This window comes from Rhizobium sp. CB2179, from assembly GCF_057653455.1.
Map to the genome: position 1 here is coordinate 2,789,269 of NZ_CM172781.1, position 15,641 is coordinate 2,804,909.

General features: G+C 58.5%; 16 protein-coding genes and 1 pseudogene. 8 read left to right on the forward strand and 9 right to left on the reverse strand.

The features are described 5' to 3' along the window. Window positions 1-30: 30 nt before the first annotated feature. The 3 genes from AC244Q_RS14030 (at window position 31) to AC244Q_RS14040 (ending at window position 3,028) form a co-directional block, all read left to right on the forward strand. Window positions 31-555 carry an RNA polymerase sigma factor gene (locus AC244Q_RS14030; RefSeq protein ID WP_128406200.1) on the forward strand — a complete coding sequence of 175 codons (525 nt, stop codon included), beginning with the start codon at window positions 31-33 and terminating at the stop codon, window positions 553-555. Further along, on the forward strand, window positions 555-1,322 hold the full coding sequence (locus AC244Q_RS14035; protein WP_128406199.1) for an anti-sigma factor family protein: 768 nt from the start codon (window positions 555-557) through the stop codon (window positions 1,320-1,322). The genes AC244Q_RS14030 and AC244Q_RS14035 overlap by 1 nt, the downstream gene beginning before the upstream one ends. A 92-nt stretch (window positions 1,323-1,414) precedes the next feature. Continuing rightward, complete coding sequence (locus tag AC244Q_RS14040; RefSeq protein WP_164902291.1) at window positions 1,415-3,028, forward strand: PAS domain-containing sensor histidine kinase; 1,614 nt, start codon at window positions 1,415-1,417, stop codon at window positions 3,026-3,028. Window positions 3,029-3,588: 560 nt separating this feature from the next. Here AC244Q_RS14040 and moaA read toward each other — a convergent pair. Next, window positions 3,589-4,617: pseudogene (gene moaA / locus AC244Q_RS14045) on the reverse strand (GTP 3',8-cyclase MoaA). 532 nt (window positions 4,618-5,149) lie between these two features. Between moaA and AC244Q_RS14050 the strand changes: the two are divergent. The 5 genes from AC244Q_RS14050 to AC244Q_RS14070 are packed head-to-tail and all read left to right on the forward strand — an operon-like array spanning window position 5,150 to window position 7,869. After that, on the forward strand, window positions 5,150-6,007 hold the full coding sequence (locus AC244Q_RS14050) for an alpha/beta fold hydrolase (RefSeq protein WP_128406197.1): 858 nt from the start codon (window positions 5,150-5,152) through the stop codon (window positions 6,005-6,007). A gap of 56 nt (window positions 6,008-6,063) precedes the next feature. Next, window positions 6,064-6,582, forward strand: coding sequence for a Dps family protein (locus tag AC244Q_RS14055; protein WP_128406196.1), 519 nt, complete (start codon window positions 6,064-6,066; stop codon window positions 6,580-6,582). Between the two features lie 2 nt (window positions 6,583-6,584). After that, window positions 6,585-7,085: a VOC family protein gene (locus AC244Q_RS14060; protein WP_128406195.1), complete on the forward strand. Its 501-nt coding sequence runs from the start codon at window positions 6,585-6,587 to the stop codon at window positions 7,083-7,085. A gap of 17 nt (window positions 7,086-7,102) precedes the next feature. Beyond that, a complete protein-coding gene (locus tag AC244Q_RS14065; protein ID WP_128406194.1) occupies window positions 7,103-7,585 on the forward strand; it encodes a cupin domain-containing protein in 483 nt (160 codons plus the stop codon). Window positions 7,586-7,590: 5 nt separating this feature from the next. Further along, window positions 7,591-7,869 carry a XapX domain-containing protein gene (locus AC244Q_RS14070; RefSeq protein WP_128406193.1) on the forward strand — a complete coding sequence of 93 codons (279 nt, stop codon included), beginning with the start codon at window positions 7,591-7,593 and terminating at the stop codon, window positions 7,867-7,869. 187 nt (window positions 7,870-8,056) lie between these two features. Here the strand turns inward: AC244Q_RS14070 and AC244Q_RS14075 are convergent, their stop codons facing one another. The 8 genes from AC244Q_RS14075 to AC244Q_RS14110 form a co-directional block, all read right to left on the reverse strand. Further along, window positions 8,057-8,722 (reverse strand): TetR/AcrR family transcriptional regulator, encoded by a 666-nt coding sequence (locus tag AC244Q_RS14075; RefSeq protein WP_128406192.1) that lies wholly within the window; start codon window positions 8,720-8,722, stop codon window positions 8,057-8,059. Between the two features lie 106 nt (window positions 8,723-8,828). Then, window positions 8,829-9,023, reverse strand: coding sequence for a MurR/RpiR family transcriptional regulator (locus tag AC244Q_RS14080; protein WP_487764151.1), 195 nt, complete (start codon window positions 9,021-9,023; stop codon window positions 8,829-8,831). A gap of 144 nt (window positions 9,024-9,167) precedes the next feature. After that, the gene (iolG, locus tag AC244Q_RS14085; RefSeq protein ID WP_128406190.1) at window positions 9,168-10,163 is read right to left on the reverse strand and encodes an inositol 2-dehydrogenase; all 996 of its coding nucleotides are present in this window, start codon (window positions 10,161-10,163) and stop codon (window positions 9,168-9,170) included. Between the two features lie 22 nt (window positions 10,164-10,185). Next, window positions 10,186-11,307, reverse strand: coding sequence for a substrate-binding domain-containing protein (locus tag AC244Q_RS14090; protein WP_128406189.1), 1,122 nt, complete (start codon window positions 11,305-11,307; stop codon window positions 10,186-10,188). Window positions 11,308-11,334: 27 nt separating this feature from the next. Then, window positions 11,335-12,219, reverse strand: a complete 885-nt coding sequence (locus tag AC244Q_RS14095) for an alpha/beta hydrolase (protein ID WP_206641061.1) — start codon at window positions 12,217-12,219, stop codon at window positions 11,335-11,337. A 9-nt stretch (window positions 12,220-12,228) separates the two neighbouring features. Continuing rightward, window positions 12,229-12,537 (reverse strand): putative quinol monooxygenase, encoded by a 309-nt coding sequence (locus AC244Q_RS14100; RefSeq protein ID WP_128406187.1) that lies wholly within the window; start codon window positions 12,535-12,537, stop codon window positions 12,229-12,231. An 80-nt stretch (window positions 12,538-12,617) separates the two neighbouring features. Continuing rightward, a complete protein-coding gene (locus tag AC244Q_RS14105) occupies window positions 12,618-13,550 on the reverse strand; it encodes an ABC transporter permease (protein ID WP_128406280.1) in 933 nt (310 codons plus the stop codon). A gap of 65 nt (window positions 13,551-13,615) precedes the next feature. After that, window positions 13,616-15,205, reverse strand: coding sequence for a sugar ABC transporter ATP-binding protein (locus tag AC244Q_RS14110; RefSeq protein ID WP_128406186.1), 1,590 nt, complete (start codon window positions 15,203-15,205; stop codon window positions 13,616-13,618). Window positions 15,206-15,641: the final 436 nt, after the last annotated feature.

Here is a 15,641-nt window from a genome sequence, read left to right on the forward strand (position 1 = left end):
GGGGCGGCCCTGACAACAAAGGCGACTGCAATGGATGACATGATAAGCCAGATCGAGCCGATGATCCCCGCGTTGAGGCGTTATGCGCGAAGCCTCTGCGGTGATCTGGAAACGGCTGACGACGTGGTTCAGGATTGCCTCGAGAAGGCCGTAGCGAACTGGAGCAGACGTCGAGCAGACAATCCTCGAAGTTGGGTTTTCGCAATTCTGCACAACGTGGCAGTCAACCGCCTCCGGCGTCGCAGCCTCTGGGGTAGGACCGTCCAGCTTGCAGACCTTCCGGACGACTTCCAGACACAACAAGCGAGTCAGGATGAAGCCCTGTATGGAAAGGAAGTCCTCGCAGCGATGGATGCGCTGGCCGAAGAACATCGGTGCGTCCTGCTCCTCGTTTCGGTCGAAGGCCTTACGTATGCCGAGGCTGCTGATGTATTGGGAGTACCCGTCGGAACCGTGATGTCACGACTGGCGCGCGCTCGCGAAAAACTCCGAAATCTGTTGGAGAAGCCGCCAAGCGTCGCACATCGTCCGAACCTCATAAGGGTGGTCAAATAATGAAACCGATAACCGAAGACGACCTGCACGCCTACGTCGACGATGCTCTCGATGAACAACGCCGGGAACAGGTTGAGTCATACCTCCAGTCAAACCGCGAAGCTATGGCGCGCGTGACGGCATACAGAAATCAGAGTTCCGCCTTGCGCTCGGCGCTTGATCCGATCGCTAAGGAAGCCATCCCGGTCCGCCTTAACTTACGGCACATGATGCCGAACGCGCGTGAAAACAGCGGTACCCCGAAATGGCGCTACGCGGCGGCAGCGGTCATTTTTTTGGCAGTGGGCGCTGGTGGCGGATGGATCTCGAGAGGCATCTATGGCGGGCCTACCGAGGGTGTGGCGGCACTCGCGGCGGAGGCTACCGCTTCCTACCGAACATTCGCCGCCGACAAAGTCCGGCCGGTCGAAGTCCGCGTTGCCGACGGCGAAGCCCTGAGAGAGATGACGCGCGCAACGATCGGAATGTCGGACGCGGTGCCCGACCTAACAAAGATTGGGTACCGACTGATGGGCGGGCGCACCGTTCCCACCGTGCATGGCCCTGCCGTCATGTTGATGTATGACGATGACAAAGGCAGCCGGCTCGTCATGCTTGGCCGGAAGATGGCCACCGACAAAGAAAGCACCATGAAAGATAACCTGCAGGACGGCCTGGGTAGCTGGACATGGGCTCGCAACGGGATCGGCTTCAGCTTGGTAGGATCGAAACTCATGCCGGAACTTCGGGCGATAGCTGACCGGGCACAAGAAGAGATCACGCTTTAGGCGATCGCTGGGACGTTGATCGAACGCCGCTCCTTCCGGTATAGACGAAATCACGTTGAACGCAGATGATACCCACCCGATTGGAAGTCCTAATGAACGCGACGCCCGATGAGCGGCCTGAGCGCATCCCGCTAACGATCGACCTTCGGGAAATGGTGGACGCGGTGCCGGGCATCTTGGCGTTCTTTGACGGCGACCTGATATGCCGTTTTGCCAACGAATATCACCACAGCTGGTACCGCAGTTCGCCGCACGAGATGATAGGAAGACATCTCCGCGACATCATCGGCGAACAGGACTTTGCTGCCAGAGCTCCTCATCTCTCGCGAGCACGCCGCGGCGAAACATCCTATTTTGAAATTCCCGTACCGATGCGGAACGGTTCCTTTCGTGATGCGGCCGTGACCTACACGCCCAAAATAGGGGTTGGCGGGTTCGAGGGCCTCTATATCTTGACGTTTGATGTTGCCATCCTTCATCAGCGGTATCACAGCGTGTTTGACGGAACAGCGGCAGGCTTCTGGGTGGTGGACTATTCTTCCCTGCTGACTCTGCTGGCGAACCATTCCATTACCAATGCCGATGCTCTGGCTAACACCGCACGAACCGATCCCCACTTCGTGCGGCAACTGCTTGAAGAGCTACCCGTGGTCCACCTGAACCAAAAGGCCTGTCAGCTTTTCGACGTCGACGTGACGGTAGCGATGGGCAAACCATTCGGCGTCTGGTGGCCAGACGAGAGCCTGCAGGCTTTCGCACAACTGCTTTACGCCTTGCTGAGTGGACAAGAATTCTTCGAGGTCGAAACGGCCATGCGGACGGCGACAGGCGAGAGGCTGGACGTTCTACTGACCTGTGCTTTCGTGAAGAAGGACCCTGACGCCACGACAATCACCATCGGGACCACGGACATCCGCGCACGAGTTGCCAAAGAGCAGCAATTGGCCCAGGCGCAATCGGAGCTCGCCCACGCGGGCCGGGTGGCGCTGCTCGGCGAACTGATGGCTTCTATCGCACACGAAGTGAACCAACCCCTTGCGGCAATCGCAGCAGATGGCAGCGGCGCATTGCGGTGGCTTGCGAAAGAAGAACCAAATCTCGAGGAGGCCCGGGCGGCCATCGCGCGTATGGTTTCGGAGAGCCTCCGCGCTTCCGAAGTCATTGCCCGGACGCGAGACCTCGCGTTTAAAACAGGTCCCCAGAGAACCCGTTTCGATATCAACCGGATGATCGAAGACACCCTGCTTATCGTGCACCGCCAGGTCGTGAATTTTGGGGCGGATATCGAGACGAGCCTCGATGGCAATTGTCCCGCCGTCACCGCCGACCGGGTCCAGTTGCAACAGGTCCTCATCAACCTTCTTATCAATGCTGCCCAGGCTTTGGCGGGCAGCGCGGGACAACGCGTTATCCGCGTCCGCTCCTCGTTTGACAACAGCCATGTGACGGTTCTCGTGGAAGACACGGGGCCAGGAGTGGGCGATAATTCCCAAAGGCTTTTCGACGTATTTTTTACGACCAAGGAAACCGGAATGGGAATGGGACTCGCAATCTCTCGGACGATCCTCCAAGCGCACGGTGGCTCGATAGACCTCGTCAGCAGTTCCGCAAAAGGAGCGGCATTTGCGTTTAAGGTGCCGTATTCGGACGACGTCCAGCTAACGGACCGGCCGGATTGGACCAACGGCGCATACCGACATACCTAAGTATGATTCCGCCTCTTCCCGAACACCGCTAATTGTTTTTCGTACCTCGCTTCCCAAGACTGAGGTCGCCGGTGCTTTTGGCACCCACCTCGTGGGGCCCCTCCCCACGAGCGCGGAACTACTCCGCATTACCGTCTCCGTCCGCCACGGAGACGGTTTTTCGCCATCGGCAAAGATTGAAAATGGCCGACCGGTATCCCCTCGCTTAGGGCAGGCTTCCACAACGTTACGATGATCTTGTCGTTCGGCAGCGGCCAACCAGCGCTGTGCTGTGAGCTGCGTCTTCGTCGAGATCTCCGAGAAGAGGCCGAGATAGCCGAGCTGCCGCTGCACAACGAAGGCCGCGGCGGGGTTGGCTTCCACTAACAAGGCTAGGCAACGGGAAGCACTTCGACCAAAGTCAGAGCAAGGCAAAGCCAGCATAGCGATCGACAGACACTCGGCAGCGATGACCCGTGTCCCTGAGCACAGGACGCTCCGCAGATCCACCAGTGCCCGAGGCCAGTCACTAACACGATGGTGAGGGCCGTTTGAAACGTCCTTCAGACATCCCATTTCGGCTACCCGCCGGTGGCGCTCATGTGGCGAGCGACGGCGGGCTTTTTGTGAGTTCGGTCGATGATGAAATCATGGCCCTTCGGCTTGCGCGAGATCGCTTCGTCTATCGCGGTATATAGCAGGTCATCGTCATCGTTGGCGTGGAGTGCTGAACGGAGATCGGCGGCGTCGTTCTGTCCGAGGCACATATAGAGCGTGCCGGTGCAGGTGAGGCGGACGCGGTTGCAGCTTTCGCAGAAATTATGGGTCATCGGCGTGATGAAGCCGAGGCGGCCGGCGGTTTCTTCGACCCTGACGTAACGCGCCGGGCCGCCGGTCTGGTAATCGATGTCCGCAAGCGTGAACTGCTCTTCGAGATCGGCGCGCAGCTTTGAAAGCGGCAGATACTGGTCGGTGCGGTCTTCTTCGATCTCGCCCATCGGCATGGTTTCGATGACGGTCAAATCCATGTCGCGGCCATGGGCGAAGCGCAGCAGCTCCGGCATCTCGGCATCGTTGAAATCCTTCAGCGCCACGGCGTTGAGCTTGATCTTCAACCCTGCCTATTGAGCTGCGTCGATGCCTTCCATGACCTTGGCGAAATCGCCCCAGCGGGTGATCTTGCGGAACTTGTCGGGGTCGAGCGTATCGAGCGAAACGTTGATGCGGCGCACGCCGCAATCATAAAGCTCCTCGGCGTGGCGGGAAAGCTGCGAACCGTTGGTGGTCAGCGTCAACTCGTCGAGGCCGGAGCCGATCTTCTGGCCGAGTTGGCGAACCAGGTACATGATGTTCTTGCGCACCAGGGGCTCGCCGCCGGTCAGCCTGATCTTGCTGACACCCTTGGCGATGAAGGCGGAACAGAGCCGGTCGAGCTCTTCCAGCGTCAAGAGATCCTTCTTCGGCAGGAAGGTCATGTTCTCCGCCATACAATAGGTGCAGCGGAAATCGCAGCGGTCGGTGACGGAGACACGCAAGTAGGTGACGGCCCGCCCGAAGGGGTCGATCATCGTCCAAGGCTGAGGGAGTTTTCCAGGGTCGGGGCGAAGCATCGGTTCCAGTTCGCTGATTGCGTTGCAAGCAGCGATGGTAGAGGAACTCGGCATCGAATCAAATCATACGGTTGTATGACGTGAGGGATCCCGCTCCGGGAGCGTTCTTGTCAATCGCAAACGCGCGCGTGCTTGTCCGTTTGCCTAGCAGCGCCGCCTCGGCCGCAGCACGATCCCATCCGCACGTGATGATCTCACCATGCTTTCGTGGATCTAAGCCCGAAGGTCGGAGTACGCAGTTCGAGCGCCGCGACAGAGCTGGTCTCTCCGACCTAATGGTCTGTTTCGTCAAGCGGACACTTTTTGTCCATGGGAGGTCTGCCGTCCGCGGATCGGCACTCATACACGCGTATGATCGACCGATACCCCCGTTCAATTTCGAGAGCTGCATGTCGCGGGTATCAAAGTCGAGCGAGCCAGCAATCAACTTCTCCCGTCTGAGCGAAACAGCCCTTCCTCGGCAGATCGGCCGTGGCTCTTGCGCGGATCGAGGGGCCGCAAAATTTTCGGCGCGAACCCACGGAGAGATGCCATGAGTGACTTCCCCTACCCGATCGAACACAAGCGCGCGCTCTGCAACGGCGTGAACATCCACTACATCAAATCCGGGTCCGGCCCCGTCATCTTGAGCATTCACGGCTGGCCAGAAAGCAGCCGCGAGTACCTTCCGATCATAAAACGCCTCGGTGACCAGTACACGTTCATCTCCCCGGACCTCCGAGGGTTCGCGGATAGCGACAAGCCGTTCGGCGGATACGAGCCGAACACGATGGCGCAGGACATGATTGACTTGATGGACGCCGAAGGAATTGAGCGCTTTCATATCCTCAGCCATGACCTTGGTGGCCCGGCGTCCGTCGCGCTGGCCTATTTGGCTGGTGACAGGGCAATCTCCCTTTCCACAATCGAGACGCCGTTCTTCGGGCTGGAATACCCGGGCTACGTCGACCCGCGCGTCACCTACTGGCACCTTACGTTCCACATGAACATGGACGTCGCGCGGTTCCTTATCGAAGGGCGGGAAGAGCGCTATCTCAAGCATTTCTTCCGCGACTTCGCTTACAATCCGGCCGCCATGCCCGAGGAGGAAGTTAAGGCGTATGCTGCCCAGATGATGCAGCCGGGCAACCTTCGTTCGAGCCTGAACCTCTATGGCTACATTCCCCAGATGGCGGAACAGACCGCGGAACTCACCAAGAAGAAATTGAAGGTCCCGATGCTGGCATGGGCCGGCCGGTCTTCTTTCGCCGAGCATTGCTTCGAGAGCGCGAAGGCGATCGCCGTATCCGCGAGGGGCGGCGTAATCGAAGAATGCGGCCACTGGGTATTCCAGGAAAAACCGGATTTCATCTGCGACGAACTTTCGAAGTTCTGGGCGGAACATCGCTAGCGTGCCCGGCGGTGCCCGCTAGCGGCGGGCGCTGCTTCCAAAAGATTGGAACCCCTATGATCAAAGACAACATCGAAAAGCGCCGAGAATTGCCGTTGGCTACTCCGACCGATCTTGGAGCGAACGCGATCAAGGACCTGGCACCGGCTCTGACCGCGCTGCTGGCGGACGTATTCGCCCTCTATATGAAGACGAAAAACTTTCACTGGCACATGAGCGGGCCGCACTTCCGCGACTACCATTTGATGCTGGACGACCATGCTGGCCAGCTGTTCGCAATGGTCGATCCGCTTGCAGAACGCGTCCGGAAAATCGGAGGGGCAACGCTCAAATCGATCGGCCACATCGGTCGCATCCAGCGCATCCTCGACAACGATGCCGATTACGTGACCCCTGCCGACATGCTCGCCGAGCTGCGCGAGGACAACAAGCAGCTTACGGCGATGATGCGTGAAAGCCATGATCTGGCTGGTGAACACAGGGACGTCGCAAGCGCTAGCCTCCTGGAAAACTGGATCGACGAGGCCGAACAGCGCGTGTGGTTTCTGTTCGAATCCACCCGCGCGCCGAGGTGAGCATGACAGTCTCGCCAAGTACAGTCACGGCTGCGAAAGCGTTCATCAAGAAGGTCGACCATACCGGTATTACAGTGACGTCCCTGGAGAGGTCGCTGGAATTCTGGGTGGGCGTCCTGGGCTTCAAGCACCTCTACACGACCGACTACGCCAACACGCCTTTCCTCGAGGGCATCGTAGGCGTTCCAGGCGCGGCCTTGAAGCTGGCGATGGTCGAGGGACCGGGCCACAATATCGAACTCTTGGAATATTCCGCACCGGACGAGCGCGGCCACATGGAGCCCCGCTCCTGTGACGTGGGGTCCGTTCACCTCGCCTTCCTTGTTACCGACATCGACAGCCTTCTAATGAAGGTCGCCGAGCACGGCTGGCATCCGCCCGGCGCGCTTCAGCACGTCATCGAAGGAGAGAGGAAGGGGCTGAAGCTGGCCTACGTCCGGGGGCCGGACGGCGTAACGCTAGAATTCCTGCAATTCCCTGAAAACGGACCACTGAATTTCTAAACTGATAGGAACGAATCATGAGAAAGCTACTCGCCGTCGCACTGTTCATGCTGCCGATCGCAGCGGTTGCCGCGGACGCTCCCGCCTTGCCCGACTACGCTAAAACTCTGGACGAAGTAACCGCTGCCGGTGAAACTGGCGGCCCCGGCGGCTCGGGGAATGCCAAGGTCCAAGTCGTTACGATTCTCGGCGATCCGTCGAAACCAGGTCCTTACTCGCAGCTCCTAAAGGTCGGTGCGGGCGCGAAGATTCCCGCCCACCATCACGAGGGTGACCGCGTGGGCACCGTGTTGAAGGGCACCTGGCATTTCGGTTTCGGCCCGAAGTTCGAGGAAGACAAACTCAAGACGCTGCCCGTCGGATCAGTCTACACAGAGCCGTCGGAAGCTCCGCATTTCGCGATGACGGCCGAGGAGCCAGTGGTCGTCCTGATCACTGGTTTCGGTCCGACAGATACCGTCTACGAGAACCCTTCGGACGACCCGACAGCACATAAGTGACCGACATGAAGCTCTACCTGCTGTCTTTATCGGCCGGAGTTCTGGTCGGTGTTGTCTACGCGCTACTAGGCGTCCGTTCGCCCGCTCCGCCGATAGTGGCACTGGTAGGGCTTCTGGGAATCCTGGCGGGCGAACAGCTTGTGCCTCTCGCAATTAATTTGTGGAAGCGCGAGGTGTCGTCTGCCTGGACGGAACATGTGATACCTCACGTGTTTGGCGAATTGCCCAAAGCTACAAAGCCAGTTCGAAAAGCCACAACCATCGATACCGCGGAGTCGGGGTAGCCTCCAGTTACCTACCCTTGAACACAAAAATCCGTGCTGGCTGGACTGGAGAATCAATCCATGTCGTCGACCTCGGCTTCCGCAGATGCCGCGACAACAGCTCTTGCACCGACTAGGGACCGCTGCGCAGCCCGCTTGCGTTGCCAAGGCGGATCGCTCGCAGCGAACACGCGATACCTTCACGTGTTTAGCTATTGCTATCGCCAATTGGAACGAGATTCTCGCGGGAAGGGTCGCCCAATTGCCTGGATGATCGGTTAGGACGTGCCTCGCCACTAGGCCAGCCCAGCATGGCCAATTCGACGAACTTGTGCAGTTCGGCGCGCGACAGCCCGGCCTTCGCCTGGACAGCCATCCCCTGAATCAGGGTGAATACAAAGCTTGCCGCTTCCTCGGGCGTTGCATTGGGCAACATCGGCCCGTTTTCCGATGTCAGCCGAAAAGCCTTTGCAAGTCGCCGCTGAAAATTGAACCGGCTTTCCACAAGGGCACGCTGCAGCTCCTGTGTCTCGTCCGAGCAAGCCAACGCTCCGTTGGTCTCGAAGCAGCCGGGAGGATGAACGGGATCAGTGTGCATGTCGGCCTCACCGACCAGCATCGCCATAGCGATATCGCGTGGCTTCGAAAGCTTCAGTGCCTCCTCGATAAATCCGAGGTGGTCTGTTTTATAGAGCTCGTTTGCCTTCCAAAAGAGGTCTTCCTTGCTATTGAAGGCCTTGTAGATGCTGGACTTCTTTAGTCCCGTTGCGGCCATCAAATCGAAGATTGATGCGCCCTCGTAGCCCTTCTGCCAGAAAACCATCATCGCCTTCCGGAGAACGTCGTTTTCCTCAAATTCCCTTGGTCTGGCCATCTCGTCGAATACTTCCTGGAATCTCGCCCGTTATGGAACGGCTGTTCCACATGTATTTAATGCGGCGACCGAAGCATGACAAGTGGTTTTACAATCCACTCTTCTTCTAGTTGTCACGCAGGAGTCCGGCGATGTGCCTTTGAAAGAGTTTCCGAAGCGCGCCATAGTCGGAAAACCCCACCATCTTGGCGAAGCGATGAACCGATGACGGACTTGTCTCCGTCACTTTGGCCAGCTCTTGGATCGACAGGAAGGCTACCTCATGAGGGTGCCGAAACGCGTAAGTCCCGATCTGCCGCATTCGGTCCGGAAATTCGACTCGCCCGGAGGCAACCAGCGCCTTTAGATCGTCGAGACTATCCGGCGCGTTCGCCGGACCGTCATCGTGATCTCCGGCTGAGCCGTCAATCAGGCCTCTCTGTGTTATTTCGCCCACGGGTCGCCCTCAACCGACTGAAACGCCAGCCCCGCTCTCGATGGAGCGGAGCGCCGCCTCGGCAAGCGCCAGCGCCTTTCGACCGTCATCCGCCCCTACGGGCATGGCCGAGCCGGATTCGACAGCGTTGAGAAACGCATCCAGTTCAAGTTCGTAGGCCTGCTTGTAACGCTGCAGGAAGAAATGAAGCAGCGGCGCTTGTGCGTCGGTCGTGCTATCCGTGAACCTATGGACGGTGTGCGGTCGGACGTGACCGTTCTGCAGCATGCCGGTCGAACCGAAGACCTCGATGCGCTGGTCATGACCATAGGACGCATGGCGGCAGGTGTTGATGTGGCACTGTTTTCCCGAGCGGGTCCGCAGGACGACCATAGTGGTATCGAAGTCGCCAAGGCTTGATATGTTCGCATCGACGAGACAATTGCCGACGGCAAAGAGTTCGACGGGGTCTTCACCCAATAGCCATCTGGCCATATCGAAGTCATGGATAAGCATGTCACGGAATACGCCGCCCGACCTTTTGATGTATTCGGCAGGCGGCGGAGCCGGATCACGGCTTGTAATGATAACCTGCCGGACATCTCCGATCTCGCCGGCTTCGATCGCCCGCTTGATTTCGCTCGCGCTCGGGTCGAAGCGGCGATTGAAGGCAAGCATGAACGGCGTGCCTGATTTTTCGATCTCCGCAATGGCCGCGTTCGCCTTGTTCTGGTCGAGGTCGAGCGGCTTTTCGCAAAGAACCGCCTTTCCTGCCGCCAGTGCCGCAAGCGTCAAAGGGACATGTGTATCAGTCGGAGTGCCAATGACGACAGCGTCGACGTCACTCCGGCTGATGACAGCATAAGGATCGGTGCTGTATTCGCAGTTTAGCTTCTGTGCCGTTGACGAGGCGGCCGCCTCGGCAGGGTCAGCTACGACAATCAGTTCCGCCCTGACATTGGCCGCCACGTTCGCGGCGTGAATCTGGCCGATCCGGCCTGCACCCAAAACTGCTACTTTCAGCATTTCGCGATCCTTTATTTCAGTTTTAGTTCAGTGCGTTGATGAGGCTGGCCGGAGGCTCGGAGTGGTAAGTCAGCTTCCACGACTCGAGCAGGTTCTCGCGAGTCACCGCGAGCGGCGGCAACACCACGTAGTCGGGAGCCTTCTTGCCCAGCAGGCCGTATCCGGCCAGCAGAGCTTCGGTTACGCCTTGCTGGAAAGGTCGCTGGGCACCGATACCCTTGACGAAGGTCCCCTTGGCGAGGCTCAGGCAGGCATTCAGGCCAAGGTCGATAGTCGTGATGATAAGGTCCTTGCGGCCCGCTGTGCGAGCCGCTGACATCACGCCGTCTGCCGGAGCTTCCCAGACAGCCCAGATCGCCTTTATATTAGTGTGTCCGGCGAGAATGGCGCTCGCCGCTTTCTCCGCGTTACCGATGAGGTCGGTGCCGTCGATCCCCTGCTCCGCGACCACCTTCACATTCGGGAACTGCCCGATCGTTTTTTTGAACGCCTCGTAACGCTGCTTGGTCACGAAGAAGTCGCCCGCGAGATAGACGATGCCGACTTCGCCCTCTTCTTCGATCGCCTGCGCCATGAGAAGTGCGGAGGCTACGCCATTGCCGTAGTTGTCGGACGAAACCGTGCTTACGTAGTCCTTGCCGATTTCCATCCCTTGCGGGACGTTGTCCATGAAGACGATCTTCACTCCAGCGTCGGCGGCCTTCTTGTACGCGCTTGCCGTCGCAACAGGGTCGACTGGAATAGAGACGATGATCGACGGTTTGAGAGCGAGCACCGTTTCGATGTCGGCAACCTGCTTTTCAGGTTTGAAGTTTGCGTCGGTCACGGAGACGATCTTAATCCCCATCTTTGCGAACTGGTCGGTCAGCCCCGCGATCTGCGCGACAGCCCAGTCGTTCCGGTAATGCAACACTACGGCGGCCGTCGCGTTCATCGCCTTAATCTTGTTCAGCTCCTCTTCTGAGAGCTGGATACCGTCGGCGGGACTAGGAGCTTCACCGTGCGGTCCGAGGCTCTGCACCTTTCCGGATGCCAGCTCATCGAGCATCTTTTTGACGTCAGCTTCGGCTGCAAGCAGCTGGCTTGCTGTGGTGCATGCGATCAGGGCAGCTGCGCTGACCTGCAGGAAAAAACGTCGATTCATGGTATCCTCCCGTGTTGAATCGATTGACTACTGGATGAAGAAGTTTCGCAGGCTGTCGGCCAGCATTTGCGGCCGCTCGAGCGCAAGGCTGTGACCGCAGTCGTAGAGCTCGCCCGTGACATCGCTCGCGAACAGGCGCGCCTGTTTCTGGCCGAAGTCCCCCGTGAAGTGCTCGGCACCGATGACGAGCAGCGGCATTTCGAGCTTTCTCTCCGATTGGGCCTTGGTGAAGGCCTGGTTCTTGAAGGTCTGGCGGTAAACCTCGAAAATCGGGCGAAGACCGCCCGGGCCTGTGCAGCAACGAACAAACTCGTTGACTGCGACTTCGGAGATCGCGTGCGGGTCGTAAGTCTCAGCCTTCATCCAGGTGGACCAGAACTCCCGTTCCTTCCCTTGGATGAGGTATTCCGGAACATCGGGGACATGGAAGAAGCTCACGTGCCAAAGCCAATGACGGGCTTTCACATTCTCCAATGTCAGGTGAGACCAGTCTTCGAGGCCGAACCCGGGAAGAAGCTTCTCCGCGAACGAGAACTTCAGGACGCGACCGCGGTTGAGCGCTGCCACCGCATAGGCGAATGCGGCTCCCCAGTCTTCGCCATGCAGATGGAACTTCTCGTGGCCGAGCTGGGTCATCAGTTCTGCCAGATCGGTCGCGATCGTTTCCATATCGTAACCGTCCTTCGGCTTGTCGGAATCGCCGAAGCCGCGGACATCAGGTGCAACGATGGTGAAGTGCTGCGTCAGCAACGGGAAGATCAGGTGCCAGTAAAACGACGTCTTCGGCACGCCATGCACGAGAAGCAGCGCGGGGCCGGCCCCTGCCGTGACATAATGAAGACGGACACCGTTTACCGTCGCGCGGTGGTGGGTCGCAGGATTGCCCAGGTGATCGAGGATGAGGTTGTCCATTGCCATCTCCTACCGAGCGAACTGCGAGCGCATGTCGAGGTAGTGCATCTCAATCTCGCCCTCGATCAGATCAGGCACATCGGCGATGAACTTGATGTGGTAGGGCATGGTGAAGTGGTGATCGAGGTCGGACCGATCCTTCCAATTCTCATACATCACCCACTCACCGGGATTTTCCTGATCCTGATGGCAATCGTAATTTATGCAGCCAGCCTCGCTGCGGCTTGGTTCAACCAGAGCCTTCAAGCGATTACCGAGTTCTTCTTCGGCTCCCTTTTTCGCCTTCATGATCGCGATAACTGTGAGCTGTCGAGCCATAGGGCTTCTCCTTTTTCGACATAGCTTCCCCGTTCGCGGGCAAGCCCGCGTTACAAGGCATTCGTTGATTGAACTCCGGGCTAGGCCGTCTTCTTGACCTGGCTGAGTGCGACCGCGAGAACGATGATGATCCCGCGCACGATCAGCTGCTGGCTGTAATCAAGACCCATCAGCAGAAGACCGTTGTTGATGATGCCAATGAGCAAGGCTCCGCATACGGCTCCAAGCACGGCACCCTTGCCACCGAACAAGCTGTTCCCCCCGAGGACAGCGGCGGCGATGACCGACAACTCATCGCCCTCGCCCAGCTGGTAGCGGCCGGATTCCAAGCGTCCCGCGTAAAGGAGCCCCGCGACGGAGGCAGCAAGGGCGGTCATCATCAGAACTTTGAATTTGATACCCGCCGTGTCGACGCCGGTATATCGTGCTGCGACCGGATTTCCGCCGGTTGCCAGCACGCGGCGGCCGAACCCTGTCTTACGCAGAAGTACATGGCCGATGATCGTTGCCAGCAACATCCAAGGTAGAAGGACGGGCACTGGACCGAGATCACCGCCGCCAAACCAGAAATTGAAACCGTCTTCGAGGATCGGTACAGCTGCCGTATTGCTGATCCACATGGAGACGCCCTTCGCGACGCCCATCATCGCCAGCGTCGTCAGGAACGACGGAACACCAACGCGGGTGGTAAGGAGTCCGTTGACGACGCCGACCGCGAGACCGGTCGCGAGCGCTGCAAAAACGCCGACGACGGGACCATGGGTGGCGATAACCAATGCGGCAACCACGGATACCAGTCCTGCCACCGCGCCTACGGACAAGTCGATCTCGCCGGCTGCGAGCACGAAGACCATTGCGGTTGCGACGATTGCGATAATAGCGCTCTGACGCACGATGTTGAGCAGGTTGTTCATACCGAGGAAGCCGCGATCGCCGAGCATAACAGCGAAAATCACGAAGATGACGACCAGCGCTATGTAGATGATGTTCTCACGCCACTTGGATTTGAACATCGAGATCGCTCCGCTGGCGTGGCCGCCTTTGACAGCCTGGATGTTTTCGGATTGGGAAGTCAGACTCATTGGAGCACCCCCGCCGCCTGCGCGGCCTCTTGGATTAAATTGTTCAATTTGCGCTCAGCGAACTCGACGCGTGCCGCGTCGTCGCTATCATCGCCGGGGTCCAGGTTCGACCGATCGACGGTTCGAACCAGACGACCGTCGTGCATGATCGCAATGCGGTCCGATACGGCCAGGAGCTCGGGGATTTCAGAGGAAATCACGATCACTGCCCTGCCAGCCGACGCAAGTCCCCGCAGCAGAGTGATAATTTCGGTTTTGCTGCCGATGTCGATCCCCGCCGTGGGTTCGTCGAGCACCAGGACGCGCGGACCGAGGGCGAGCCATTTCGCTAGTACCACCTTCTGCTGGTTACCACCCGAAAGCGTCCGGATCGGAGCACTCAGGTCGGAGGCCTTTATCCGCAAACTGCTGGCTTGTTTGCGGGCGATCCGCATGACGGCGGACGCTGGCAACCACGACCAACGCGTAAGTTTCGGAATGGACGGAAGAGTGATGTTGTCCGAGATGCTGTGATCGGCGAATACGCCTTGAAGCAAACGATCCTCCGGCACGAGCATCAGCCCGTTTTCGATCGCCGTGTCGGGGTAGAGTTTGGAAAACGCTTTTCCGTCAATGACGATCTGGCCGCCCTTGAGTGCCTCGATCCCGAATAGAGCCCTCGCGAGGGCGCTGCGACCGCTCGCGGTCAAACCTGCCATGCCCACCACCTCGCCTGCCCGGGCCACGAGGTTAATGTCCTTGAGCTTCGACGTGCTGACAGAGCGCATTTCGAGCAGCACGCTTCCAAGCTGCCGCGTTTCTTTCGGAACATCGAAAAGGCCGCGTCCTTTCCGACCGACGATCTTCTCGATCATATCTTCCATGGACATGCCGGCGATGTCCGTCGTCTGGACGAGTTCCCCGTCACGAAGAATGGTCGCCGAGTCCGCAATTCGGAATATCTCCGCCATGCGGTGGGAAACGTAGATGATGGCAACGCCTTCGACCTTGAGGCGGCGAAGGAAATTGAAAAGGTGCTCGATCTCGTAATCGGTAAGAGCTGTGCTCGGCTCGTCCAAAATCAGAATACGTGCGTTCTTGGCGACTGCTTTTACGATTTCAGTGAGCTGACGCTGGCCCGCGCTGAGCGACGATACAGGAAGCGACGGATCGACTTCGACACCCAGTTCGCGAAAGAGTTCGCTGGCATCCCTCTCAGCCGCGCGGTCGTCGACCATGCCTAGCCGATCGCGCTTCTCCCTCGTCAGAAAAATGTTCTGGGCGACGGTCATATTCGGAACGAGACTGCCGTCCTGAAAAATCATCGCAATGCCAAGATCGCGCGCGGTGACCGGTGTCAGGGTATCGGCGACCCTTCCGTTGACTTCTATCGTCCCGCTGTCAAAAGCCACCACACCGCATAAAATCTTGAGCACTGTGGACTTGCCTGCTCCGTTCTCGCCGAGGAGCGCGCGGATCTCGCCAGGCTTCACTTCAAATGAAACATCGCGCAACGCTTTGATGCCGCCGTAGGATTTCGAGACGTTCCTGAGGCTGACGGCGACCTGCTGCCGCTCCTCCGCCCGGGTTCCAATAACATCTTCCATCGAGACCTCCTTGGAACAAACATTCCGGAATTCTCCTCCCCGGTCAGTTCGTTCTAGAATTAGGTAACATTCGGTCCACAATTATGCAAGCACGAAAAAGTTGCTTTTTCAGCCGCCGGCTTGCGGTTTTCCATGCAGCGCGGATCCGACGAGGCATCTTCCTTCACCATGAAGGTCGGACGCTGAAGTGGGCCACGCGCTCGAAAAGTCATTCGAATTTCGAAGTATTCGGTATCAGGAGGGCTTATTTGCCCGAGTTGAAAAAGCCGACGACTGGCTAGAAATTCGACTTCGGAAGTTAGGCTCAGCTGGCGGAATCGGACGTCCGCCATTTGGCGATTTGCGCATCCAAAGGTCGACAACGGTACCTCCGAGGCCAAATGGTTTTGGCAGGTCGAGATATTTCGAATTTCGAAGTAAATCGTGTCGAGATTTT

Coding starts and splice junctions, on each gene's coding strand:
- AC244Q_RS14030 (WP_128406200.1), top strand. CDS start 31: ATGGATGACATGATAAGCCAGATCGAGCCGATGATCCCCGCGTTGAGG.
- AC244Q_RS14035 (WP_128406199.1), top strand. CDS start 555: ATGAAACCGATAACCGAAGACGACCTGCACGCCTACGTCGACGATGCT.
- AC244Q_RS14040 (WP_164902291.1), top strand. CDS start 1,415: ATGAACGCGACGCCCGATGAGCGGCCTGAGCGCATCCCGCTAACGATC.
- AC244Q_RS14050 (WP_128406197.1), top strand. CDS start 5,150: ATGAGTGACTTCCCCTACCCGATCGAACACAAGCGCGCGCTCTGCAAC.
- AC244Q_RS14055 (WP_128406196.1), top strand. CDS start 6,064: ATGATCAAAGACAACATCGAAAAGCGCCGAGAATTGCCGTTGGCTACT.
- AC244Q_RS14060 (WP_128406195.1), top strand. CDS start 6,585: ATGACAGTCTCGCCAAGTACAGTCACGGCTGCGAAAGCGTTCATCAAG.
- AC244Q_RS14065 (WP_128406194.1), top strand. CDS start 7,103: ATGAGAAAGCTACTCGCCGTCGCACTGTTCATGCTGCCGATCGCAGCG.
- AC244Q_RS14070 (WP_128406193.1), top strand. CDS start 7,591: ATGAAGCTCTACCTGCTGTCTTTATCGGCCGGAGTTCTGGTCGGTGTT.
- AC244Q_RS14075 (WP_128406192.1), bottom strand. CDS start 8,722: ATGGCCAGACCAAGGGAATTTGAGGAAAACGACGTTCTCCGGAAGGCG.
- AC244Q_RS14080 (WP_487764151.1), bottom strand. CDS start 9,023: ATGCGGCAGATCGGGACTTACGCGTTTCGGCACCCTCATGAGGTAGCC.
- iolG (WP_128406190.1), bottom strand. CDS start 10,163: ATGCTGAAAGTAGCAGTTTTGGGTGCAGGCCGGATCGGCCAGATTCAC.
- AC244Q_RS14090 (WP_128406189.1), bottom strand. CDS start 11,307: ATGAATCGACGTTTTTTCCTGCAGGTCAGCGCAGCTGCCCTGATCGCA.
- AC244Q_RS14095 (WP_206641061.1), bottom strand. CDS start 12,219: ATGGACAACCTCATCCTCGATCACCTGGGCAATCCTGCGACCCACCAC.
- AC244Q_RS14100 (WP_128406187.1), bottom strand. CDS start 12,537: ATGGCTCGACAGCTCACAGTTATCGCGATCATGAAGGCGAAAAAGGGA.
- AC244Q_RS14105 (WP_128406280.1), bottom strand. CDS start 13,550: ATGTTCAAATCCAAGTGGCGTGAGAACATCATCTACATAGCGCTGGTC.
- AC244Q_RS14110 (WP_128406186.1), bottom strand. CDS start 15,205: ATGGAAGATGTTATTGGAACCCGGGCGGAGGAGCGGCAGCAGGTCGCC.